A 24885-nucleotide genomic window follows, 5' to 3' on the forward strand; every position below is an offset into this window, starting at 1 on the left:
AGTCACCATCCGCTTCTGGATGGTGACTGGCCTTTTATTTGTACATAGCGTCAAACTGGAACGTGAGAACCGTCCCCATGTTCCACTTCACCCCTTATTCCTAACTCTACTTATTAAGAGATACCCCACCAAGCCAACAAAAGCCCCACTACTATCAATCAGCACATCTCTTACCTCTGCTCCCCTGCCAGGGACATAGAGCTGATGAAATTCATCAGTCATGGCATATAGTACACTAATCAGCATCGCTAATGTATATGCCCGTCTGCCTCTTCTTCCACTTCGCTGCAAAGCAAATACGACAAGAATACCAAGCATCAGATATAGAAAAAAATGAGCATCTTCCTGACGATATGGTTAAGGTCTCCCAATTTAATTACCTCATTAGGAAAAACCTTCTCCGTATGTTCGACTATTAACTCAATCGTACCTTTACTGAGTTCATTTGAGACCGCTGCCGGCTGCGATGACAAACTAAATATGAGCAAACACCATAGGCCTACAGCACCCCACGCAAATAACAAGTTCCTTTATCAAAAGTTTCTTATCACCAGCTGGCTAATCAAGAAATTACTCGTAACAGCTTACAATCGCACACAAAGTTACTGACTTTCTTTTCGTAATCCCTCACAAGCCTTCCATTGATTTCAATCTATAAATTTCACATTTTTTGTGAAGTACACTTCATACTAACATCCACTCATCAGTTATGTAATTGGGGTAAAGGAGATTTGCTCTTTGGATCAACAACAAACCCTTTACATAGGAAAGACATTAAAGCGATTACGAAATGAACAGAAAATGAGTCAAGAAGAACTAGCATACCTCAGCGGTTTTTCTCGGGAGGCCATAAGCAACCTAGAAACTGAATCCTCTCATCCTACCCTCAAGACAATCGAGTTCATTGCAAAAGCCCTAGGTATGCGAGCATCTGATTTTATAAGAGTAGCCGAAGAAGACTGCCAAAAACCAGACTAAAATGAGTATATTGCCTAATTTCAAGGAGACAGCGAAATGAATTACTTTATTCTATATATTGCTTACGAACCTGACTTCACCGAGGAGCTCTATGTCAAAAGTAAGTCCATGAAGCATCTCCTTGAACGTATCGGCCGCTATTCAGAAGGCTGCCTCGCCACATCCAAAGGCAGCATCCAAACAACCCAAGTCCTCTCAATGTACGCAAGAGAAATCATTCCAAGTAATTACCAATTAAAAAAAACAGACTTTGCTGTCATAAATGAAAGCAAAAGCTACAGCACAGAGGACTTAGAGTAATATTTATATAAAAGCAAAACGAGCCCGGAAACCTCTCCTGGGCTGGTTTATATCACAATCTTCCTCATCCCTTCACATTCTCACCATTTATTTTAAGTTCCGAATGAGACTCAGGAACGTCCCTATGTCTTCAAATGTCCCAAAATGCAAAACAAACTGGATCAAGTTAGCCATTTACAAAACACTACAGACTACCCCACATAATACATTTCGTCAGCAGCACGACAATTAATACTTGCAATATTCCGTCAAACAACCCAGCAACAATATAAAAACCAGCCTTGTAACCTTCTCCTAGCTGGTTATAACATAAAAGACCCCATTATCTTTCCAGATTCTCACCATTTACTTCGAGTCCCGAATGAGACTCAAGTACCGTCCCGATGTCTTCTTCGCGACCATTATATAGTTGCAAGTATTTATAGAGTATATCAAACGACTGTTTGAAATAATACCCCGCCAAGCTTTATCAAGGCGGGGTTCCTTTCTCTTACCCATTTAAATATTGGGTACCTTGGGGCAATTCAATTTCATCTCTTCTGTAACGATTGACAGTCAACAAAATTAATTCATTCGTTTTCTTTCTTCTTCATACTTGTTAATTAATAATGCTTCAATTCTGCTAAAATCAGTTTCAGAATATTTCAAGGTAAGACCCTTAATTAATTCGAATTCTACTTTCATTGCTTCTTCGTTTGGCATCGCATGCGGTGATACCTTATAGAGTTGGAAGGATTGCCAAGGAATAGCCTCAGTAATATCGAATTTCTCGCTAAGTGTTGTACAATGACCTTCCTCTTTTTTAGTTTGAACCGGAAATGCGTAATTTGTATAAAGTTTAGCTGTTGCGTGAGTGTATCTATCTATTTTTGTTGAAAAATATGATATACCATCAAATTTTGATTGCCGAATCCATTGAAGTAGTAACTGGGGTACAATATATTCCGGTTTAAATGAATCCTTGGGATTTTTAACTCTAATTGAACAAGCTGCCATTAAAGGCCATACGACTATATAAGAGATTAAGTCGCTGTAGGTTTCATTAAACTTTTCATCATCTACACCGTTTACATAATAATCATTGAATAGAAGCTCAATCAATGCACCTGGAGGAGTCGAAAAGTCCAGATAACTTATACTCTTTCTTATAAATAACGATGTTTGTACTGTATTCAAGTCTGGTCTATTTAGTTCCTCCCAACATGTGAGAGGGGAACTACCTAAATATACACATGGCAACCCTGGAATACTATAGCGATTCGTACTAACTAATCCACGGTTTTCAAAGGGAATATGAAACATTTCATCTTTGGAAAATGTATGATCTGTTCCTGTGCGCATCTTATATAAGAGACCGAGGTTATGATCCCAAATAGTCATGTGTTTATTTAAATATCCTTTAGGCAATATATTCTGATCAAAAAGCTCAGCAATATAATTAAAAGCCTCATTCGGATAACCTTCAAAATATATAGATATTGCAGATTGGATTTTTTCACTAATTTCAACAACATTTTTATAATGGATATCGGCAATGAGATTAAGGTGGTGAGTTTTATTTTTAATCTCTTCTAAGGTAGTTAGGTAAGTATTGAATACATCGTTAATATAACCTTCAAAATCATCCTTTGTTCTCTTTAAAGGTAAATTACCAGTCTCATGTAACAAATCTACAAAAGGAATAATATAAATTGTCCATCTAGCTAAGAAAGTAATCCTTTTATGAGTATGAAAAAAATCCCTTAAGGGTTCTATATTATCGCCGTTAAATCTTGGCTTAATTTCTTCGTTTAATCTTAAGAGGTCAGGTTTTTTATCTTTTAAAGTGCAATAAAGTTGGAATGCTTTTTCAGTGTGTTCTTTTTCTATACTGTCAGTATCCTTGAGATCGAGTAATTCTGTAGCCAGATTAATCTGTTCATTAGATAAATTCATTTATAACCCTCTACTTCTTCAAATTTTCTAGATACTATTTAAATATCCACTCAACTTCTCTCCCATATCCACAACCTTATCATCTATCAATTCTTCCTTCTTTGCCGGCATATATCTATACTTGTACTCCCTCTCAATCCTTTTAATCAGATACGCAAAGCCCTCACCATAGTGCGGGTTGTTTGTTGCCTTTCTTTCCTGGATATAAGGCAGAACTATGTAATATAGACGGACGACGGATGGAACTGACGGACTCTCTTGCATTAATTGGTTACTATGCCTAGTCAAATTTAAATTTTCTCTTTTAATCTTTTGGCTATCTCATCAACATCATATGGTGACTCCTTAATGAGTAAGGTTATATCGCCTTGGATTCTAGCAATTTGATAAACATTAAATATGAAATCCTTAATTGATATTGTACTAAGAAAAATTAAAAAGAAATATACCCCTAAAATATAGCTAAATAAATTCTTGTATTGTTGCAGGATTAGGTGTTGACCCGTATTTAGCATTAAAATATTTATATATAAGATAATAGAAATTATTAGGGTAATCCCAACTATTATAAAGGGTTCAAAAAAATATATTAAATTCGTATGAAATTGAGATAAATTATATTTTTTGTTTTTATGTAATAAAAGAAAATAAGTTAAATCTCGATTGCCTAAGGTAACGTATAATGCAAAACCAGCAATCAAAAACCCCAAGACAGCCGATAATACACCTAATAAAACATAAACAAATTTATCTAGGACTAAAATGGTATCATTTAAGTTTATAATTTTACTGCCAACAAAATTAAATATTGCCATTATTACAAAGTAAAAAAGAAGATTCCTTTTTTTATTATTATAAAAGATACATAATGACTTTTTACCAACATCCCAAAAAGTCTTTTCTTCTTTACTATCTAAGTTTCCCATCAAGATCACCCATCCAGAAATATTGGCCAGTTAAGTATTTATCAAAATTTTGCTGATTCTCTGGACTAGCTTCACTAATTTCTTCTCTATCTTTCACTTTTTCATAAACTTCTAATGTTTGATACTCGATACCGTTTGTTTCGCTAACATCCAATTCGATATTTTCAGTCAATTGTTCAGGTTTCAATATAACTTTTTCTGTACCCGTTTTCCCTTTTAAAGTGAAGTCCGCCATACCTTGAGATTCTTCTAACGATTGGGTGACTTCTTCAATATTTTTAGGACCGGAAAATGATACTTGACCAGAAGGTGAATCATAAGCTTCAGCTGCCGTCCTTACAGCTGTTAAAAAACCAGACATATCCAATTCTGAATTAAGTGCATAAACTCTATAATTAACAGAATAGATTTTCTTAATGGACTTCATCTTATCTTGTACAATCGAAGGTGAGGGAATGGGAACAATATTAATCTCTGGTTTTGGGAAGACAAAATTACTTAGGAATTCCAACTTTGTCCCTTTAAACTCCATAAATTCCGGAATAAATATAGGGCTTAATTCTTTTCTTTCCTTATTTATTATTTCCTTCCTATATTGATTTAAGAAATGCTTTATTGTTGGAGATAGGCTTTGTAATTCTGGACTTCCTTTTTGGTCCTTAAAATGAATTACTCTATGGTTTCTAAGAACTAAAATGAAGGTAGAAAAAGGAGCACTATATGTTTGTTGTCCAATATGTACAAAACCTTCCTCCAGACTATAATCATTCTTAATTTCAAGCTTAACCCTTTTTACGTGTTGACCAATTAGAGCCAACTCTTTCTTTTCATTATCGTTTGACAAGTTTACTAATTGCACATTATCCAAGTAATATGAGGCACTTTTAGTTTCCCTTACATAACGCTTACTGGTTAAGGCCGGGAAAATATAATGATCAAAGTAGTTTATCATTGGATAAATTTCTTTATTAACATTAAAAGTGCAATTAAAATTTGCCAGATTAACTATTTTTGTTCCCAAAGTAAATAACTCCTCTCCATAATTAAGTTTAAAAAGCCCCCTAAAAAGGGGGCTTTTTTAAATATTTCTAGGCTTTCTTTTTATAATACTCCACATACCAATCCGCAAAACTCTGCAACCCTTCCTCAATAGAAGTCTCAGGCTTAAACCCAACAGCCTGCTGCAGTAAATCAGTAGATGCATAAGTTGCCGGAACATCCCCTGGTTTAATTGGTTCGAAAACTTTCTCAAATAATACTTCTCTACCAAGAGCATTAGTTAATGCTTTCTCCAGAGCTCCAATAAACGTCATTAACTTTTCTGGACTGTTATTCCCTATATTAAATACTCTATGAGGAACAGTATCAGTACCTACAGGAGGAGCGGTAATTAGTCGTTCTATCCCAACTACAATGTCATCTACATACGTAAAATCACGATAAAGATCGTTGTCGAAATCACCGTTGTTGTAAATTTGGATAGCCTCTCCAGCAAAGTACTTATCTGTAAATCCAAAGTACGCCATATCTGGTCTTCCCATCGGTCCGTATACTGTAAAGAAGCGTAAGCCTGTAGCAGGTATCTTATATAGGTGGCTATATGTGTGAGCCATTAATTCATTTGATTTTTTAGTAGATGCATAAAGTGATACTGGTTGATCAACGAAATCGGTCTCTTCAAACGGAACCTTTTTGTTTGCTCCATATACCGAGCTCGAAGATGCATATACTAAATGATCAACTGGATAATGCCTGCAAGCCTCCAGTATATTATAAAATCCAATGATATTACTTTGGATATATACATCTGGATTTTCAATGGAATATCGAACACCGGCCTGGGCAGCTAAATTTACTACCACATTAGGCTTATACTCTTCAAAAACATTATTGACTGCCGCCTTATCTGAGATATCGGTCTTAATGAAGATAAACTCCTTAAACGGTTCAAGCTGCTGCAATCTTGCATGCTTAAGATTTACATCATAGTAATCATTAAGGTTATCAATCCCAACTACTTTGCAGCCCTGTTCTAATAGTTTCTTAGACAAGTAATAACCAATAAAACCAGCTGCACCTGTAATCAGGTATGTCTTATTAGGATCTAGTGGTTTGAGATTCAACACTTTTCGACTCCTTTAAACTTTCACGTGTAGCGGGTGCTCTTCCAATAGAATGATACTCTACCCCTGCTTCTCTCATATCATCCACTTTATAAATATTTCTTCCGTCATATACTAAAGGAGTTCTCATTAACTTATTGTAAGCTACAGGTTTTACTTCTTTTACTTCTCCCCACTCAGTAAAGATGAAGCAAACATTCGCATCAATTAAAGCTTGGTCAATATTTGAAACATATTTGATGCTACCTTTGCCATTTTTACCTTCAGGATATACTTTAGCAAAGTTTTCTGCCCCAACTGGATCGAACGCATAGATATCTGCACCTTGTTCCAATAGCAAAGGAACATTCTCAAGGGAAGCAGCCTCTCTCAAATCATCCGTACCAGGTTTGAAAGTCAATCCAAGAACAGCTACCTTAAGACCATTAAATGTTATGAGTCTTTTGCTAGCCTTTTTATATAAAATTGTCTTTTGTTCTATATTAACATCAATTGCTGCTTTTACTGTTTTTAACTCATAACCATTCTGTTTTGCAATATTTTCTAGAGCCTTAGTATCTTTAGGGAAGCAAGATCCCCCAAAACCAATTCCAGCATTTAAAAACTTGCTGCCAATTCGATCATCAAAGCTCATTCCTCTTGCAACATCTTGAATATCTGCACCCACTAACTCACATAAATTTGCTATATCATTCATATAAGAAATTTTTAATGCAAGGAAATCATTTGATGCATATTTAATCATTTCCGCAGATCTTCTATTAACAGATACGATAGGCAAATTAAATGGCTCATATATATTCATAAGCCTTTCTTCAGCCCACTTACTTTCTGTCCCGATAATTACTCTCTCTGCGTGCAGAGTGTCGTGAACTGCTGAACCTTGTGCCAAAAATTCTGGGTTAGATGCCACTTCAACTTTTACATCATTAACCAAAAAATCCTGAATAAACTGTTCTACTTTATCATTCGTTCCCACTGGAACGGTCGATTTAACTACTACTAGACAATCTTTTTCTACTGATTCAGCAATTTGCCTAGCAACTGTAGCAATGTATGATAAATTTGCAGAACCATCAGGTTGTTCAGGTGTCCCAACACCAACAAAAATTGCATCAGCATCTTTGTATGCTGATTTAAAGTCGGTTGTATACTCGAGTCTACCAGCAGAATAGTTTTTTTTCATCAACTCTTCTAATCCAGTTTCATAAATTGGAGAAACTCCAGATTTCATTAATTCTACTTTTTTTTCATCTATATCTACACAGGTTACTTGATGGCCTACTTCAGCAAAACAAACACCTGCAACTAAACCGACGTAACCTGTTCCTGCCACGGCTATTTTGTACATAGTAACGCCTTCCTTCACTTTTTGAATAATATTTAATTAGGCTGTTTTGCTTATTTTACTAATCGCAATATGCCTGATGTATACTGTAGGAAGAATTACAAGTTTTACTTTTTCCTCCAAACAACTCTGTTTACATAATCAGTATAAGATAATATTATTCGTAGTACTTTATCTGAAACATTAGGCATACTATAATCTCCAACAAGCTTTAATGTACTTTTACCCTGAGTTTCTAGCACCTCAAGTCCTTGTAATACTCTTTCTTTTCCTAACCCAACCATCATCACAGATGCTTCTTCCATCGCCTCTGGTCTCTCATGGGCTTGTCTTATATTCAGTGCCCTAAACCCTAGAATAGAAGATTCTTCACTAATTGTTCCGCTATCACTAAGAACAGCCTTTGCTTTTTGTTGAAGTTTCACATAATCATTAAACCCTAAAGGTTTCAATGTTTTCACTAAAGGATTAAATACTATTCCTTTAGCCTCGATCATTTTTCTAGTTCTAGGATGTGTACTCACAATTACGGGCATATTATACTTTTCAGCAATCGCATTTAAACTATCAACTAAATCTAAGAAATTGATATCAGAATTAATGTTTTCTTCTCTATGAGCCGATATTACAAAGTAGTTACCTTCTTCTAAGTCCAATCTTTCTAATACATTTGAGTTTTCTATTTCGTTTTTTCTTGAGTTTAGAACTTCAAACATAGGGCTTCCTGTTTTAATAATTCTATCTGAAGGGAATCCTTCTCCAAGAAGATATTCTCTCGCAATATCACTATATGTCAAATTAATATCTGCTGTATGATCAACAATCTTTCTATTTGTCTCTTCTGGCACCCTTTGGTCAAAACATCTATTTCCCGCTTCCATATGGAATATAGGAATCTGACGTCTTTTAGCTGCAATAGCACATAAGCAGCTATTTGTATCTCCTAGCACTAAGAATGCATCCGGTTTTACTTCTTCCATAATTGGATCAATTTTTACTAGGATGTTCCCAATAGTTTCTACTGCTGTTCCTGTAGCTGCATTAAGAAAATAGTCTGGCTTTTTCAAATTAAAATCCTTAAAGAACACCTCGTTCAATTCATAATCATAATTTTGTCCCGTATGGACAAGTGTATGTTCAATTGCATTTGATTCTTCTAATTTATTTATAACAGCTGATAATCTTATAATCTCTGGTCTAGTACCTACAACTGTCATAACTTTTAATTTCTTCATTAATTATACCTCCACAAAATAAGTGTCTGGCTTTTCTGGTTCAAAACATTCATTTGCCCACATTACTGTAACGAGATCACTTTCTCCAACGTTTACAATTGAGTGGGTATATCCAGTAGGAATATCTACAACCTGCAATTTTTCTCCATTAACTCTATATTCTATGATTTCATCAGAATCTATTTTTCTAAAGCGAATTAAGCCATCACCACTAACAACTAAAAACTTCTCATTTTTAGTATGATGCCAATGATTTCCTTTGGTGATCCCTGGCTTTGATACATTTACAGAAACTTGTCCTCTTTCAGGTGTTCTTATAAACTCTGTAAAAGAGCCTCTGTGATCTGAATTCATTTTAAGATCATAAGAAAACTGATCTTCTGGTAAAAAACTTAAATAAGTACTATAAAGCTTTTTAGTTAGAGCGTCCTCCATATTAGGGATACTTAAATTTGTTCTGCTTTCTCTAAAACTCTTTATAAGGTCCGCTAAATCTCCAAGATTAATATTATGTGTTACAGGTACAACACAGAAATCACCCTGAACAGTTGGCCTTCCCTCTAGGGCTCTAATAAATTCTTCTAACACATCATCTATATAACATAGATTAAGCTTTGCATCCGGGTTATTAATCTGTATATCTAAGCCACTAGCAATATTATGGCAAAATGTGGCTACCACTGTATTATAATTTGGTTTACTCCACTTACCAAATAAATTGGGAAGCCGATAAATGTATATTTTAGTATCAGTCTCATAATTATAATTTAATAATAAATCCTCTCCAGCTTTCTTACTTCTTCCATATGGATTATCCTTTTCTGCTTGAATAGAAGAGGTTAGAAGCACAGGGGCTTTATTATTATGTTCCTTTAATAATTCTAGTAATTGAGATGTTAAATCAAAATTATCTTCCATAAATTCCTTTTCATCTTTTGGCCTATTAACCCCAGCTAAATGAAAGACAAAATCACATTCTTTTGTATACTTCTCAAGTAGTGAAGGATTACTTTCTCTAGTAAACTCAAAAATATCATTATAGCCGTTGTTTTTTAGCTCTGCTATAAGGTTTCTTCCTACAAACCCGTTTGCTCCTGTAACCAGAATATTCATCCCACAAAACCACCCTTATTTCATAACGTTAACTTTTTTTATTCCACTCTTTTAATTCATTTTGTACATAGTCTAATTCAAGTAGTTTTTCTTTAATTTGTTCAATCGTAAGAATTTGTGTATTATCTGAATTATACTCTTCCACACTAGTAAGTTTTTGATCGCCCTCAGCAAAATATTTATCATAGTTAAGATCTCTTTGATCCGCAGGAACTTTATAGAATCCAGGTAAATCCTCCGCCTTTACATACTCCTCTTTGGTAAGAAGTGTTTCATAACGCTTTTCTCCATGTCGTGTTCCAATAATTTTTATTTCATTATCTGCATTAAATAATTCTTTTACAGCTTGAGCAAGATCTCCAATAGTACTAGCAGGTGATTTTTGAACCATAATATCCCCTGCCTCAGCATTATGAAATGCAAACACTACTAATTCTACTGCTTCTTCCAAACTCATTAAAAATCTTGTCATATTAGGATCCGTTACTGTTAAAGGCTGACCATTTTTAATTTGTTCAATAAATAACGGTATAACCGATCCACGTGAGGCCATCACATTACCATATCTAGTTCCACAAATTAGGGTCCTATCTGGATCAACAGTTTTTGATTTAGCAACAAACACTTTTTCCATCATTGCTTTTGAAATACCCATCGCATTTATTGGATAAGCCGCTTTATCTGTTGAAAGGCAAATTACTTTTTTAACGTTATATTCAATAGCTGCTGTTAATACATTTTCTGTTCCTACCACATTAGTTTTAACAGCTTCTAGAGGGAAGAACTCGCATGATGGAACCTGTTTTAATGCCGCTGCATGAAAAATATAGTCCACTCCATGCATAGCATTTTTTATACTAGCTAAATCTCTGACATCACCAATATAAAATTTTAATTTATCATTTTTATAAAGCTTTCTCATATCGTCTTGTTTCTTCTCATCTCTTGAAAAGATACGAATTTCCTTTATATCTGTATCTAGAAACCTTTTCATTACCGCATTGCCAAAAGAACCTGTTCCGCCTGATATTAATAATATTTTATTTTCAAACATAATTTTCATCTCCTAATACTTTATTATTTAAGAATCTATTTAACAAGAACGGTTGCACAATGCAATATAAACTCATAGCAATAATATTGGCCATTATTACAGCAATCCATGATTCAAGAGCCATTACAAGGATCCAAGCAAGAGGAATTTTAATAATAGCTCCAATAGTAAAAAATATACTTTGTGTTCTAAGTTCACCCAGTCCATTAACAATACTGGATAGTACTCCGTTCCAAATAAAAATACTGCCAGACAATGCAAAGACAGTAGCATAAAAATAATTCACTTGTATTGAATTGTCTCCAAGCCATAAATTAATACCAAATTGTAAGAATGGGATCATAGCAAATTGTAATATAACAGCGAATAAAGCCATTAATTTCAATGTGTTATAAAGTTTCTTTATCCAACTATAATTCTTTTCCGAAAGAGCTTTTGTAACCGCCGACCAAATAGGAGTTAATGCTAAAGTAAACATAGTACCTATTAAGGTGAATAGTTTATTATAGATTTGATATTCAACAACTTTTTCTGGTCCAGCTAACCAAGTTATTAAGAACTCATTTGTGGTTGTAATAACCATATACATCATTTGGACCCAAAGGAAAATTCCACCTAATTTTATAACATCACTAGCATACTTTTTCTCAAAATACCTTATATTCGCCTTACTCTTTTTCAATTTTGTTGTAAATACTACTATAGTAGTGATTAATAATGGTATATTAACTGCTAAAAGATAGACAATCGCTAACGAAATTAGATTAGTGGATATATCTGTAGACTTCGCTAGCGAAACATAAATTAATATAATAATACTTGTAATTAAACTTAATAGGTTAATAAGAGCAGACTTTTGCATTGCATAAAGTATGGATGTAATTAGCTTGAATAAAAATTGTAGCATTATTCCACCAAATACTATACAAACCGTAAAATATAGCGTTTCTTTTGAAATCACATTAGGAGAAATATTAAAGATAAGATTCCAATCTATTAGTTTAAAAAGTATAAGTGCTAATAATGAAAATAATGCTACAACTGCCCCAATAACAATATAAGCAGAGGAAATATACTTTTTTGCTAATAAGTCATCTTTTTTAACAAAAGCATGTACTAAGTGATTACGTAGTCCATTTCCAATTCCTAAATCAAATGTAAGGATCCAGGTTAAAACCGATAAAATTGTAAACCATAGACCAAGTATTTGCTGATCATCAAAATATCTTATATAAGCAGGCATCGTTAATAATGATATAATTAATGCTCCGCCTTTAACTAAAAAGGCGCCTAATACATTTTTTAATATAACTTTATTATTTTCATTACTTCCTATAATTCTTTTTAACCTTGAGAGCTTGCGCATGTTAGTTCTCCAATAATTTCTTTATATTATTCACAAAATTCACATCAAGTCTTTTTATCAGGCTTATGCTATCAGACTGTTCTTCTAAATTTATTGACATAATAGCTTGTGCAATAGATTCCGGTGTTTGCTCTTCATAGTAATAAACTGCATTTCCAATAGCAGACATTTCTATTACTTTTATTCGTACCGATACCACTCGCAACCCATTAGCCATATATGATAGTATTTTAGATGGGAAAGAAGTATTATTGAATTTGGCATCTGGCATCTGAGTGCTTAACCCAACATCACAACTCTGCAAAAATCTAATATACTCTTCACCCCTTAATAACCCATCATAAGTTACTGTACATTCAGACGTTTTATTAATTTCAGAGACTAATTCCTGTATTTGTTTCTTTTGCTTTTCATTACCAAATCCAATAATATGCACATGATAATTTTTAGAAAGGTAGGCAGCAGCAGCAACAGCAGCAGCAGCACCTCCTTTTTGCTGATCAAAAGTACCGGCATATACTATATGAAACTTCCCATCTTTAAACTTATTTTTTCTATCATTTTCTACTTGGTAAGTTCCGTATATAATAGTGTGTGGTTTATAATTTATATTTAGCTTCTCATTAAGCATTTCTGTAGGAAAAATATATTTATCTGCTAACTCAATAAGCTTATATTCCATATTCGAAAGTGCTTTAGATGTTTTTCTAACATCCTGATAAACTTCCTCAACCTCTAGTATCAAGGTGAAACCTTTAATTTTCTTAGCATAATACAAAGGGTACATTAGTAACAAAGAATGATATGCAATAACCTCTTCATCTTTTTTTGTATAAAATAATAAGTGAAAAAACAGCCATAATTGAGAAAACAATACACTAAGGACTTTTAAAAACCCTTTCCAAGGTAATGTAGGTGGCAAAATTAGCGAATTCTTCTTATTAATTTCTATTCGTTTCCCTTTGTAATATTGGTTGTTATTTGTCCAAGATGGTGAAACTAAATCAACATCATATCCTAATTGATTTAACTTAGAAATAATATAGTCCATCTTATTAGTGGCCGATAAGTTTGAATTACGGTTTTCCTCACTATTTGATACATCATAAAATCCGATATATTTAATATCCTTATAATTCATAAAAGCCTCACCTTAATTCTACATTTTGAAAACAAATTAATTGCGTAATAATATATAAACCGCTCGGCTAACTACTACTTACAAATAGTTTCATCTATTTTCTCAGATAATATTTTCATTGAATAACCCTCTGTATGGTACTTTATTGTATGCTCGTAATTTTTTTCACCTAATTCTTTTAATAACTGTTGATTATTCATCAACTTTAGAATTGCTTCTGCCAAATCTTTAGGATTATTAGGGTTGAAAATTAATCCATTAACTCCATCAACAACAAATTCTTTAATGTTTTCAAAATTTGAAATCACGACAGGCTTTTTTTGTACTCCGATTTCAAATGCAGGTCTTGCTTGATGTGGTTGTTTCATTGGAAAAATTAATATATCTGATGCAGAGTAAGAAATAGACATATCTGTTTGAATTCCGATAAATTTTATCTTATTTTCAAGACCATGCTTTTCAATATAACTCTTTACATATTTAAAAAACTCGATAGATTTTCTATTTTGGATATTTTTAATTTTCCCTTTTAAACTAGCTTTATTAACCTCTATATCTTTCTCATTACCAGCAACAATTAGGCATATTTTTTTATTTTTTAGTATATTAATTGCCTGAATAGCAATATCAATTCCTTTTAATCTATTTATTCCACCGACAAATAAAATATTGAAGTTACTATCACTAATATTTAGTTGTTGACATGCCTTCACTCTTCCAAGAGTATCTTCATATCTGTCCTCATTTAAGTAATCTGTAGAAACTATAGATTGTGCTTTAACTAATCCGGTCTGCTGTAAATCATAATTAGATAAAAAAGATACCAAAGTAAAATTTTCTAACAATCTCTTCATTAATCTATTAATAAAATTTTCAGGATTTCCTTTTACTGTTTCCCTTACAAAACATACACTTTTAGTATTTTTGAATAAAAGCCCCATCCAACAGAGAACTTTAGAATTAATAATCACCAGGTCCGGTTGCTCATATGTGATAACTTTTTTCCAATAGGGAATTTGTGTTAACGAATGAAGCAAGTGAAACCAAAATTTTGGATTCAACCAACTATTCCCACCACTATAGTATGTGATTTTTCCAAGTTTAAATGGAAATGTTTTTGGAGTTAATCCATTTTCAGTTAATAGCCTATTTAAATCGGGAGGATCCTTTGGGACATATGCAATTACCTCGTATTTTTTATTTAGGCTTTTCCAGACGTTAAAAAAGCTTATACTACCACCACCTATTAATCCAGAGTGGTGTATCATTAATATTTTCTTTTTCATATTCTATCATTCCCAAAAAAATTTATAATTATCGATTCCAAAACTACTTCCCGGGGTAACCATGCTAAATTGAACTAATGGAAAAAATATACATAATATCATTGCAATAATTTTTATTTCTTTGCTTCTTATATTATTTATTACATTTGGAATAAGAACGGTATTATATACCATAAAATAAAATGATATTCTAGATAAATATTTTAAATCTACTGAAAGAAATGAAATTAAAAAATTTATACATGATAAAATAAATATTACTGATAAAATATTACTTTCTTTACCGTCACTACTTTTTGGCCAAAACAATAAACATGCTAATGGAATTGCCATGTTCGCCAAAATAACCATAGGATTAATATTAGTATCAAATGATATTTCTAAATATCTTAGATATTTATCTGGGGTTAAATATTGCACAATAATAGTTAACCACCCTCTTATAAAGAACATTAAACTTGCTATACCAAAAATAATGAATCCGGATTTCTTAGTAATCTTAATATTTTTTAAAAAGAACGTTATTAAAAATGCAATAGCTGAATTATGAAAGGTATATGCTAAACCTGTAAATAAAATAAATAATAATTTTTTATTTTTCATAAGAAAAATAAACGCAATGATTGTTATAGAAACAGCTAAGATCTGTCGTATTCCGGTCATGGACATTGCAAATAATCCAATTGTGAAATGGAGATAAAAACTCATTAGCACATTTTTTGAGAATTTATAATATAGTAAGGATATTGAACCAATTATAATAATAGATACTATTAATAAATACATTTGGAAATCAAATCCCATAGAATTAATAAGGTTGTTGAAAAAGGAATATCCTAATTCCGTTGGTCTTAATAAGTTATTTAAATAATAAGCTGCATTTCCAAATTCATTTTTATAACTTATAATATCTGTACCAACAGTTTCATCCCTCAATCCCATGATTAATATTAAACTCACACTTCCAAAAAACAGATAGATTACACTTCTATTTTTCATCAAGTTATTGTCAGTTTGAACTATAAATCCTACTAGCCCCCATAAAAAAATTAATAAAAAGTAGTATGCCATTTATACACCTTTCTAACCTTCGAGTCTGAAATTTTTAATTATTATCCTCAATCTTACCTATAAATTGACATCCACTATACTAAATCATGTATTTGCTTTAAAGTATCATTTTATCTCTATAAGGATGCCTCTGCTAACACTTCAAAGGAAGAATACCTTGCAACAAAATCATTTATCGTGTAATTATCGAAATATTATTACAAGGATTTAATACTGGATTACCATAAAAAACTTTTAGCTAATTTGTCGGAAAACCTGCTGTATCAAACCTATTTTAATCTTACGAAATCAATATACTCCCCTTTTTGCCTACTTTTTCTGGCTTTCACCTTTTTATCTCTATTATCAAATTCATGATTTTTAAAAGCTTCTTCATGTCATCTTACTTTCTCATCACGAGAGAAATTTGAAATTTTTTATATTAAAGAAATCATTTTATTACGGAATTTGCAAAAAATACTATGCACCCAGTAATTAAAAGCGAATTCTCTTTATATTATCCCTTTTTTATCACATTTTCTAAAAACGATTCGAATGGTCTGACAAAATTTTTATAACTAAAGACCGTATAATTACCACTATATTTTTTCATTTCACTGATTTGGTCAGGTTTCATATTCATTATCGTTTGTAAGGTGTTTTCAAGATCTTTATTATCATCACTATCTATAAAGTAACCATTCTTTCCAATTAATAAGTAATTATCTAAATCACTTGTATTAGTTGTAATTACTGGCGTTCCACAGGCCATACTCTCTACAAATTTTGTAGGGAAACCAGCATTATTTACTCTTTTATTTTCACGTATAAAAATTTGAAAGTCTGCAGCCTTTACAAATTTTAAACTTTGTTCATGACTTATTCTACCTTTAAAATTTATGCATCCATCCATGTTATTAATAATATTAATATGTTCAGGATAATATCTTAAGTATTGTTCTTTTGTAATTCCTATTATTGTAAATTCGAAATTCGTTACTTCTTTTATAATGTTATTAAATGCTTCAATAATATAATTCAACTTGTCCTTATGTTTACCTGGACTTCCGGAATATACAAAATGAATTTTCTCATCGTTTATTTTCTGTACCTTAAGTTGCCATTTCTTTTCTTCAAAATCTACTAAAGGGGGAATAACTACTGTATTTACATAATTTGAATAATAACTTTCAAGATATTTGCTTATGCAAATTATTCCGTCTACATGTTTATGAAGAAACTGCATTCTAAAATCAGTATCCAATTTCTTTATAAGTCGTTTATCCTCGTACCACTCAGTACAATCAGCAAGTATTTTTATATTTTTCTTTTTACAATATTTCATTAAGTTATATAATGAGACTGACTGATAGTTATAACATATAACAGCTTTTACATTGGTATATTTATTAATAACTTTTTTAACTTCACTAATACTTGTTAAATATCCAAGCCAACCCGCTATAGAGTCAGGAAACTTCCTAGACCATACATTAAATCCTTGAAGATTTTTATACTCAAGTACTTTTTTTACTTTTGTGTCTCTATTTACATCTATAAAAACAACGTCATATCCTAATTCTCGAAGAACTTTGGCATTATTTAATACTCTATGAGCTGCTGCATCTTTATCTGGAAGTTCAAATCCTCCAGTATATATGATAGTTCCTAAACTCATTTGGCAATGATCTCCTTTTTATTATTCAAATTGATAAGGCAAGACTTTATTTTCTCTCTTTTGAATAATTATAGAACTATTCGGAAACTCTCCCTTAATTACGCTTCCAGCACCTATCACACAATTATCGCCAATTTTTGTTCCTCTTAAAATTACTGTATTAGCTCCAATCCAAACATTATCTCCTATTTCAACCGGAGATGTTTTATATTGCAAATCTTTTAAGCCTTCCTTTTTTTTGAAATCGTGATCATGATCATAAATTAGCACATTAGGTCCTAATTGCACATTATTTCCAACTACTATTTTCTCATGAGCCACTAACAAACATCCATGGTTAAGAAAAGTATTTCTTCCGATTTTTATTTTAGCGCCTTTTCGTACCTTTAGTTTAGAACCACTTTTAAAGTTTACCTTTTTACCTAAAGATAGCTTTGAGTTCTTATCTATATCAATCTCAGTAAATGGCGAAATTAAATTTAATAAAGAAAATTCAAATCCATTCAAATGAAATAATTTTATACAATAAAATCTTACTAAAGAATAAATTATATAGAAACCCGCTCTTATATACCTAATCATTTTTTTCCCCAATTACCCTCTCTATTTCCTCAATATATGCATTTTCTACAATGTTCCTATCAAATTCATTCTCCACTTTTTTTCTACCAGCTAGACCCATCTCAATTTTTTGTTCATAATTTAATGTTAAAAACGCCTCTATTTTCTCGATGAGATCTTTGCTGTTTTGCTGTTCTACAATATAACCATTTACACCATCATCTACAATCTCTCTGCACCCACTTCTATTTGTTGTAATTACTGGTCTACCAGATGCAGCACTCTCTAAAAGCACATTAGACATTCCCTCAGGATAGTAAGTAGGATGAATTGTACAATGGGATATCTTATGAAACTCTCGAACATCGCTCTGCATTCCGTGATAATGTATTATTCCTTTATCGTGTAACTCCTGAAGTTTTTGTTCATAATCCTCTTCGCAAAATCCAAGAACATGAAATTTCGTATTTGGATACTTTCCTCTAATGAATTCAGCAGCCTTTAAATATTGATCTATGCCTTTTTCCTTCATGATCCTAGATATAAATACAAATTCTATCGTTTCATCAGATGGGTAAGGTATTAATGAAAAATACTGTGTATTTACACCAGACCCAGGGATAATTCTTGATTTTTTAATTGTGATTCTCTTATTTTTGAAAAACTGTTGGTTTTCTTCATTTTGAAAAAATATACAACTTGCTTTCTTATATGCAAATTTATACATTTGCACCAGTACCTTCTGTATTACACTTTCATTTTCAACTGCAGATCCGAGACCAGTAACATTAGGAAAAAAAGGAACATTTAAAAACCTGCAAACTATCCCGCCATATATATTTGGCTTTACAGTATAAGATAAAACAGCATCAGGTTTAATGTGTTTAATGATTTTGTGATAATTTAAAAGTAATTTTAAATCAGTTATAGGATTCATTCCTCGTCTGTCAAGAGGTAAATCTATAAACTCACATCCCATTTCTTTCAAAAGTTCTACCTTCTCACCATAAGGTAGAACAACATAAACTTTATAGTGTTCATCAATAAGCCTTTGTATAATCTCTTTACGGAAGTTATACGTATATGCATGATGGTTGGATAGTATTACTACTTTTTTCATCTTAATCCTCCGTCAATATTATTGATTCCTTAAAACCAATATAGTTTTTAAATTGAATATCTCTATATTTAGATAAACTTTTGTCATATACTAAGCTTCCGAATACTTTTTTAAATGTACTCTTATTCTTCATTAAGTTTAATAAAGGATTAAATAAACTAGTTAATAAGATTTTCTTCCCGTGTACCTTTGCAATTAATTCAACCATTTCACTTGTGCTCACATAGTCATCATTCTGTGGAAAAAACAAACCATGATCACAATTATCAACTACGCACTTTACAAATTCCGACAAATTATCGATATAAATCATACTACGATTATTGGCTATATCAGGAAAAACAGGTGTTCCTAGTACAAATTTTGCTAATTTGTTATAATTACCTTTACACCCCTTACCATAAATCATAGGCGGGCGTAAAATTGCAACTTTAAAAACACAATCCTCTAAATTTGTGATCAACTCTTCAGCTTCAAGCTTAGACTTTCCATAATTACTTTTAGGTTTAAGAGGAGAGTTTTCATCAATCACACCACTCTCAATTCCATAAACACTCATGGAACTAAGGAATATGAACTGCTTAACACCTTCAATTTTTGCCTTTTGCGCAACTTCGTATGCCAAATCACGGTTCACTTTATAATAGAGATGTGCATTTTCTCTCGTTTCCTTTATATGTGCTATACCAGCCACATGAAACACCACATCATACTCTGAGAAGTCGCTCTCCCTCCACGTAACGTCTCTTAAACTAATCGAATCTATTGAATATCTATCAGGATAGTTTCCTAGCCATTTATCTAGGCTCATACCCACATAGCTGTTTTTACCTGTTATCAGTATTTTTTTCATTTGGAAATACTCTCCTTACTACTCGCGATTTCTTTCTTCGCTGTAGCTCCAGTCCCACCTTCAACAACACCGTCACTTTTTACAACACTAACAATGGTACCAAAAAAGCACTTTGCATCCATCCAGAGACTAATTCTTTCAACATACTCACCATCCAACTTGGACTTATCCTCAATCGGAAGCTCGTCACGACCATTAATCTGTGCCCATCCAGTGAGCCCAGGTGGAACATCATTTGCTCCATACTTATCTCGTTCAGCAATCAAGTCATATTGATTCCATAGCGCTGGTCTAGGCCCAATAATGCTCATATCTCCAACAAAGATATTCCAAATTTGAGGCAGTTCATCAAGAGAAGTTTTCCTTAAGAACTTACCCATCTTAGTAATGTATTGTTCTGGGTTATCTAATAAATGAGTTGGAGTGTCCTTAGGTGTATCTATTCTCATAGTACGGAACTTCAATATATTGAAATGTGTTTTATTGATTCCAACACGCTTTTGCTTAAAAAGTACCGGACCTCTTGAATCAATTTTAATAGCGATAAGAAGAACTAAAAAAAAAGGTGATAAAACAATAAGTCCAATTAAAGAAAGAATGATATCTATCAATCTCTTTATTTTCATATACATGCCTGTAACACTCCTTGAATAATCATTTAGTATGTTAGAACTTAATTGGATAGCTCCTTTTTTCCTAACTTTCCAACTAACTTCTAAACTACTAAATAATCTAGTACTTTATCCATCCCATAATATTTATTCAATCACACAACCAAATAATAAATAGATATCCACTATAAAAATGGAAATCCCTTTCCATTCCGTTTACACGCACTCCATCGAATTATCCATGGACCTATCTAGTAAATTCAAGGGAATCCAAATCTCAAAAAAACACCCCGGGTCCAATAAAGTTAACATGAACCCGGGTAAATAAATTTTATTTAACCTTTTCCTTCGTCAATACCTCATCAAGATAAGATAATAATTCTGATCGAAGTTCAACATCTTGTAACGCGAACTCCAAAGTTGTCTTCACAAACCCAATCTTCTCTCCAACATCATAACGCTTGCCTTCAAAATCATAAGCAAATACCCGTTGGATTTGATTTAACTTCTGAATTGCGTCTGTCAGCTGAATCTCGCCACCAGCACCTGTTTCCATCTGGTCCAGAAACATGAAAATCTCAGGAGTTAAAATATATCTTCCCATAATGGCAAGATTAGAAGGCGCTTTTCCAGGTCCTGGCTTTTCGACGAAATTCTCAACCTGATATCTTCTGCCAGTTTGAATCGACGGTTCCACAATCCCATATCGGTGAGTCTCATCTTCAGGCACAGTCTGTACACCGATAACCGATGAATGGGTCTGTTCATACTGATCAATCAGTTGGCGTAGACATGGGTTTTCACTCTGAACTATATCGTCACCAAGCAATACCGCGAAAGGCTCGTCACCAATGAAATTACGTGCACACCAAACAGCATGTCCAAGTCCCTTTGGTTCTTTTTGTCTAATATAATGAATGTCTGCAAGATTCGTTGAATAACGAACCTTCTCTAGAATATCCAACTTTCCTTTTTCTATCAGATTCTGTTCTAACTCATGGGCAAAATCGAAGTGGTCTTCGATTGCACGCTTCCCTTTACCCGTGACAATAATGATATCTTCTATTCCTGATGCAATCGCCTCTTCCACTATGTACTGGATAGTCGGCTTATCAACGATTGGAAGCATTTCTTTTGGCATCGCTTTTGTCGCCGGCAAGAAGCGTGTTCCCAATCCTGCTGCTGGAATAATCGCCTTCCTTACTTTTTTCATTCCCGCTCCCCGTTTCATAATGCTTTTTTATCTGTACCTAGTTTCTTCTATAATATCGTGTTACTTTGCTACTAGATACACACGGTTCTTTCTTCTATTGGCAAGGTTAATCACATATTCTTTTAATTGAGGTGCACTAAAGTTCTCAAAACGATCTATTAAGAACTCCACTTCCTCCTGTTGTTCTAAAACAGCCCTTCCAATAAAAATCTTAGGAAAAATTGGCTCAGGATGGATTTCATTTTCATTTAACAACTCTTCAAACATCTTCTCCCCAGGTCTCAAGCCAGAATAATGGATACCGATTTCCTCAATTGAATATCCAGAGAGTCTTATTAAGTTTTTAGCTAAGTCCGTAATTTTAACCGGTTCACCCATATCAAGTACAAAAATCTCTCCACCACGAGCCAGTGATCCAGCCTGAATAACCAACCGCGAAGCTTCAGGAATCGTCATAAAGTAACGTGTCATATCAGGATGTGTAACGGTAACCGGCCCACCAGCCTGGATCTGCTTTTTAAACAAAGGGATAACACTACCACGACTTCCAAGTACGTTCCCAAAACGAACAGCTACAAACTTGGTCTTACTTGTCTGCGCAAGCGATTGAATGATCATTTCAGCAATTCGTTTTGTTGACCCCATGATGTTCGTTGGATTTACTGCCTTGTCTGTAGATACAAGGACAAATGTTCCAACTCCGAATGTGTCTGCTGCTTCTGCTACGTTCTTTGTTCCAAACACGTTATTCTTAACAGCTTCCCTCGGATTGTATTCCATCAAAGGCACATGCTTATGAGCAGCAGCATGATATACAACATCCGGTGAGTACTCTACCATTACTTCGAACATTCTCTCACGGTCCTGTACATCCCCTATCACCGGGATGATCTCAATCTCCTGGCCGTATTGGTTACGCAGTTCCATATCAATCGTATATATACTGTTCTCACCATGCCCTACCAGCACTAATCTCTCGGGTTTGAACGGGCAAATCTGCCGGCAAATTTCCGATCCGATTGATCCACCTGCACCAGTTACAAGAACGGTTTTACCTGAAATATACTCTGAAATACCTTCAATATCGAGTTTGATAGGATCCCGCCCCAACAAATCCTCTACTTCAACATCACGGAATTGGCTGACTGGTGTCTTCCCAAGCATGACGTCTTCTATTTTGGGCATGATTTGCGGTTTAATTTTTGTTTTAGAACATTCTTCAAAAATTCGCGTCAATTGCTTCTTATTTAATGAAGGAATCGCAATGACGATTTTATCAATCTTATATTTTTCAACTGCTACAGCAATATCCTTACTTGTGCCCGCTACCGGAATACCAAGGATATGCAGCTTGTATTTGTTTGGGTCATCGTCAATGAATGCTGCGGGCATCAAACCTAAATCACGGTTGTTTTTTAGCTGTCTTGCAACAAGTGTTCCTGCTTGTCCAGCGCCAATGATTAAAACCTGAGTCATATTTTTATCCGCTTTGATGAAACGGTCACGAGTGATTCGCCACCAGAAACGGCTTCCGCCAATCATTAGGATCAGCAGCGTCCATGTACTAAAGAGAACTCGGCCATAAACGTTATAATCCATGATAAATTGGAACAAGGTCAGCATCAGTATTGAAAGAGTAACTGATTTTGTAATTCCGACTAATTCTCCGACGCTTGCATACTCCCATGCTTTATTGTACAGGAGGAACATAGCTGCAAAAATATGGTGACACATTAGAAGAACAAGGGCACTGTAAAAAATATTTATGACATGAATGGTATCGGCCGTTGGGTGAAGTGGTATGTAACTGATGTAAACTGCAGCAAACACAATAACTGAATCAAGTCCTGACAATAATAATAAACGCTTATGATAGCTCATCAATATCCCCCTATATCAATCTTCACTTTATCTTGCTAAAGTCCCCTGGCAAAATAAATATCTAATGAAAATACACGTGTCTTTACATATACTCTCATTAGATATCTATTTGTATTGTATTAAGTTAAAATGGGCATCTAACCCGCCCTCACATCATGCTATCGACAACTCAAGTGTCTAAGGCCTGCTATCCCAGCATCCCACAGCATGATCGAGTGCCTCCATGGGTAACGGGTAGGAGGCATCGCCGGTCAGTTTCTATCTGACAAAGAAGTATTTTAATTCTTGATGTGTTCTAGAAGAGTCCAAGGAATTTTTTCTTTTTCACATGCTGCGGCACTTCTTTATATACGTTTTTCCCCTGAACGAGTAATTCTGCATTCTCCTTAAATAAATACACCATATCAACACCATAACGGGTATCAATATTGTCGTAAGCGTGCACCATGTGGAATCCGCGTCTATTTGTGTTGTGAGCGTCTGAAGCGATGAAATGAACCAGGTTTGCATCAATTAATTGTTCTGAGAAACTTTTGATTTTTTTACCAAACTTTCCGCTAACACTTGAAGCTGTTAATTGCGATAATGCGCCGTTCTTCACCAATTTATAAAGGATGTCCGGACGCTCGGTAATTTCCTGGTTTCGTTCTGGGTGAACGATGACCGGAATCTTCCCTTCCACCTGGAGATCGTAAATCATTTGTTCTGTATAGCGTGGTACATGGCCAGCTGGCAGCTCGATGAAGATATAATCTGTATGGTTCAATGTGCTGACTTCTCCGAGTGTAAGCCCCGTCAGCAATTCACCGTGTATAGCCGGCTCCTGCCCAGGCAGGATGGCTAGCGGGATATTTTCCTCTTTAAGCTTTTTATTTAATTCCTCTGTTTTCTCGATGATTTGAAGCTTTGTATTTTCATATCTGCCATTTTTATGGTGAGGAGTTGCGACGATTGTCTGGATTCCTTCATTTACTGCAGCGCGGGCCATTTCGAGACTGTCCGCCATCGTTTGTGCACCATCGTCTATTCCTGCAAGTATATGACAATGCAAATCTATCATTCCAACCCCTCATTTCCAAAAAATTGTCACTTTTATAGGTCTTTTACTATATT

23 protein-coding genes and 1 pseudogene are annotated in these 24885 nt (G+C 33.7%); 2 read left to right on the forward strand and 22 right to left on the reverse strand.

Annotation, left to right across the window (positions count from 1 at the left end):
- Positions 1-87 precede the first annotated feature (87 nt).
- Positions 88-524 (reverse strand): annotated as a pseudogene (locus tag AC3EBE_RS22625) (VanZ family protein).
- Positions 525-738: 214 nt separating this feature from the next.
- Between AC3EBE_RS22625 and AC3EBE_RS22630 the strand changes: the two are divergent.
- Positions 739-978 (forward strand): helix-turn-helix domain-containing protein, encoded by a 240-nt coding sequence (locus tag AC3EBE_RS22630; protein WP_488597288.1) that lies wholly within the window; start codon positions 739-741, stop codon positions 976-978.
- A gap of 36 nt (positions 979-1014) precedes the next feature.
- On the forward strand, positions 1015-1278 hold the full coding sequence (locus AC3EBE_RS22635) for a hypothetical protein (protein ID WP_488597289.1): 264 nt from the start codon (positions 1015-1017) through the stop codon (positions 1276-1278).
- Between the two features lie 564 nt (positions 1279-1842).
- Here the strand turns inward: AC3EBE_RS22635 and AC3EBE_RS22640 are convergent.
- The 21 genes from AC3EBE_RS22640 to AC3EBE_RS22740 form a co-directional block, all read right to left on the reverse strand.
- Entirely contained in the window at positions 1843-3213 is a 1371-nt protein-coding gene (locus AC3EBE_RS22640) for a hypothetical protein (protein ID WP_488597290.1), read from the reverse strand.
- Between the two features lie 27 nt (positions 3214-3240).
- The gene (locus tag AC3EBE_RS22645) at positions 3241-3501 is read right to left on the reverse strand and encodes a hypothetical protein (RefSeq protein WP_488597291.1); all 261 of its coding nucleotides are present in this window, start codon (positions 3499-3501) and stop codon (positions 3241-3243) included.
- Between the two features lie 2 nt (positions 3502-3503).
- A complete protein-coding gene (locus AC3EBE_RS22650; RefSeq protein WP_488597292.1) occupies positions 3504-4139 on the reverse strand; it encodes a hypothetical protein in 636 nt (211 codons plus the stop codon).
- On the reverse strand, positions 4123-5160 hold the full coding sequence (locus AC3EBE_RS22655; RefSeq protein ID WP_488597293.1) for a hypothetical protein: 1038 nt from the start codon (positions 5158-5160) through the stop codon (positions 4123-4125). The genes AC3EBE_RS22650 and AC3EBE_RS22655 overlap by 17 nt, the downstream gene beginning before the upstream one ends.
- Positions 5161-5227: 67 nt before the next feature.
- Entirely contained in the window at positions 5228-6262 is a 1035-nt protein-coding gene (locus AC3EBE_RS22660; RefSeq protein ID WP_488597294.1) for an SDR family NAD(P)-dependent oxidoreductase, read from the reverse strand.
- Positions 6237-7613, reverse strand: a complete 1377-nt coding sequence (locus AC3EBE_RS22665) for a UDP-glucose dehydrogenase family protein (protein WP_488597295.1) — start codon at positions 7611-7613, stop codon at positions 6237-6239. Before AC3EBE_RS22665 ends, AC3EBE_RS22660 begins: the two co-directional genes overlap by 26 nt.
- Positions 7614-7717: 104 nt before the next feature.
- Positions 7718-8845 (reverse strand): non-hydrolyzing UDP-N-acetylglucosamine 2-epimerase, encoded by a 1128-nt coding sequence (wecB, locus tag AC3EBE_RS22670; protein ID WP_488597296.1) that lies wholly within the window; start codon positions 8843-8845, stop codon positions 7718-7720.
- Positions 8846-8848: 3 nt separating this feature from the next.
- On the reverse strand, positions 8849-9958 hold the full coding sequence (locus AC3EBE_RS22675; protein ID WP_488597297.1) for a capsular polysaccharide biosynthesis protein CapF: 1110 nt from the start codon (positions 9956-9958) through the stop codon (positions 8849-8851).
- 28 nt (positions 9959-9986) lie between these two features.
- A complete protein-coding gene (locus tag AC3EBE_RS22680; protein ID WP_488597298.1) occupies positions 9987-11012 on the reverse strand; it encodes a polysaccharide biosynthesis protein in 1026 nt (341 codons plus the stop codon).
- On the reverse strand, positions 11005-12378 hold the full coding sequence (locus tag AC3EBE_RS22685) for a lipopolysaccharide biosynthesis protein (protein WP_488597299.1): 1374 nt from the start codon (positions 12376-12378) through the stop codon (positions 11005-11007). The genes AC3EBE_RS22680 and AC3EBE_RS22685 overlap by 8 nt, the downstream gene beginning before the upstream one ends.
- Before the next feature lies 1 nt (position 12379).
- The gene (locus AC3EBE_RS22690; RefSeq protein ID WP_488597300.1) at positions 12380-13519 is read right to left on the reverse strand and encodes a glycosyltransferase; all 1140 of its coding nucleotides are present in this window, start codon (positions 13517-13519) and stop codon (positions 12380-12382) included.
- A gap of 74 nt (positions 13520-13593) precedes the next feature.
- On the reverse strand, positions 13594-14805 hold the full coding sequence (locus AC3EBE_RS22695; protein ID WP_488597301.1) for a glycosyltransferase family 4 protein: 1212 nt from the start codon (positions 14803-14805) through the stop codon (positions 13594-13596).
- A gap of 6 nt (positions 14806-14811) precedes the next feature.
- Positions 14812-15876, reverse strand: coding sequence for an EpsG family protein (locus AC3EBE_RS22700; protein ID WP_488597302.1), 1065 nt, complete (start codon positions 15874-15876; stop codon positions 14812-14814).
- Between the two features lie 496 nt (positions 15877-16372).
- A complete protein-coding gene (locus tag AC3EBE_RS22705) occupies positions 16373-17533 on the reverse strand; it encodes a glycosyltransferase (RefSeq protein ID WP_488597303.1) in 1161 nt (386 codons plus the stop codon).
- Positions 17534-17554: 21 nt separating this feature from the next.
- Positions 17555-18127: an acyltransferase gene (locus AC3EBE_RS22710; protein WP_488597304.1), complete on the reverse strand. Its 573-nt coding sequence runs from the start codon at positions 18125-18127 to the stop codon at positions 17555-17557.
- Positions 18108-19214, reverse strand: a complete 1107-nt coding sequence (locus AC3EBE_RS22715) for a glycosyltransferase family 4 protein (RefSeq protein WP_488597305.1) — start codon at positions 19212-19214, stop codon at positions 18108-18110. Before AC3EBE_RS22715 ends, AC3EBE_RS22710 begins: the two co-directional genes overlap by 20 nt.
- A gap of 1 nt (position 19215) precedes the next feature.
- Complete coding sequence (locus AC3EBE_RS22720) at positions 19216-20067, reverse strand: NAD-dependent epimerase/dehydratase family protein (RefSeq protein ID WP_488597306.1); 852 nt, start codon at positions 20065-20067, stop codon at positions 19216-19218.
- The gene (locus tag AC3EBE_RS22725; RefSeq protein ID WP_488597307.1) at positions 20064-20699 is read right to left on the reverse strand and encodes a sugar transferase; all 636 of its coding nucleotides are present in this window, start codon (positions 20697-20699) and stop codon (positions 20064-20066) included. The genes AC3EBE_RS22720 and AC3EBE_RS22725 overlap by 4 nt, the downstream gene beginning before the upstream one ends.
- 310 nt (positions 20700-21009) lie before the next feature.
- The gene (gene galU / locus AC3EBE_RS22730; RefSeq protein WP_488597308.1) at positions 21010-21891 is read right to left on the reverse strand and encodes a UTP--glucose-1-phosphate uridylyltransferase GalU; all 882 of its coding nucleotides are present in this window, start codon (positions 21889-21891) and stop codon (positions 21010-21012) included.
- A gap of 60 nt (positions 21892-21951) precedes the next feature.
- Positions 21952-23772, reverse strand: coding sequence for a polysaccharide biosynthesis protein (locus AC3EBE_RS22735; RefSeq protein WP_488597309.1), 1821 nt, complete (start codon positions 23770-23772; stop codon positions 21952-21954).
- A 295-nt stretch (positions 23773-24067) separates the two neighbouring features.
- A complete protein-coding gene (locus tag AC3EBE_RS22740) occupies positions 24068-24832 on the reverse strand; it encodes a tyrosine-protein phosphatase (protein WP_488597310.1) in 765 nt (254 codons plus the stop codon).
- Between the last annotated feature and the right edge of the window lie 53 nt (positions 24833-24885).

This window comes from Mesobacillus sp., assembly GCF_057785455.1.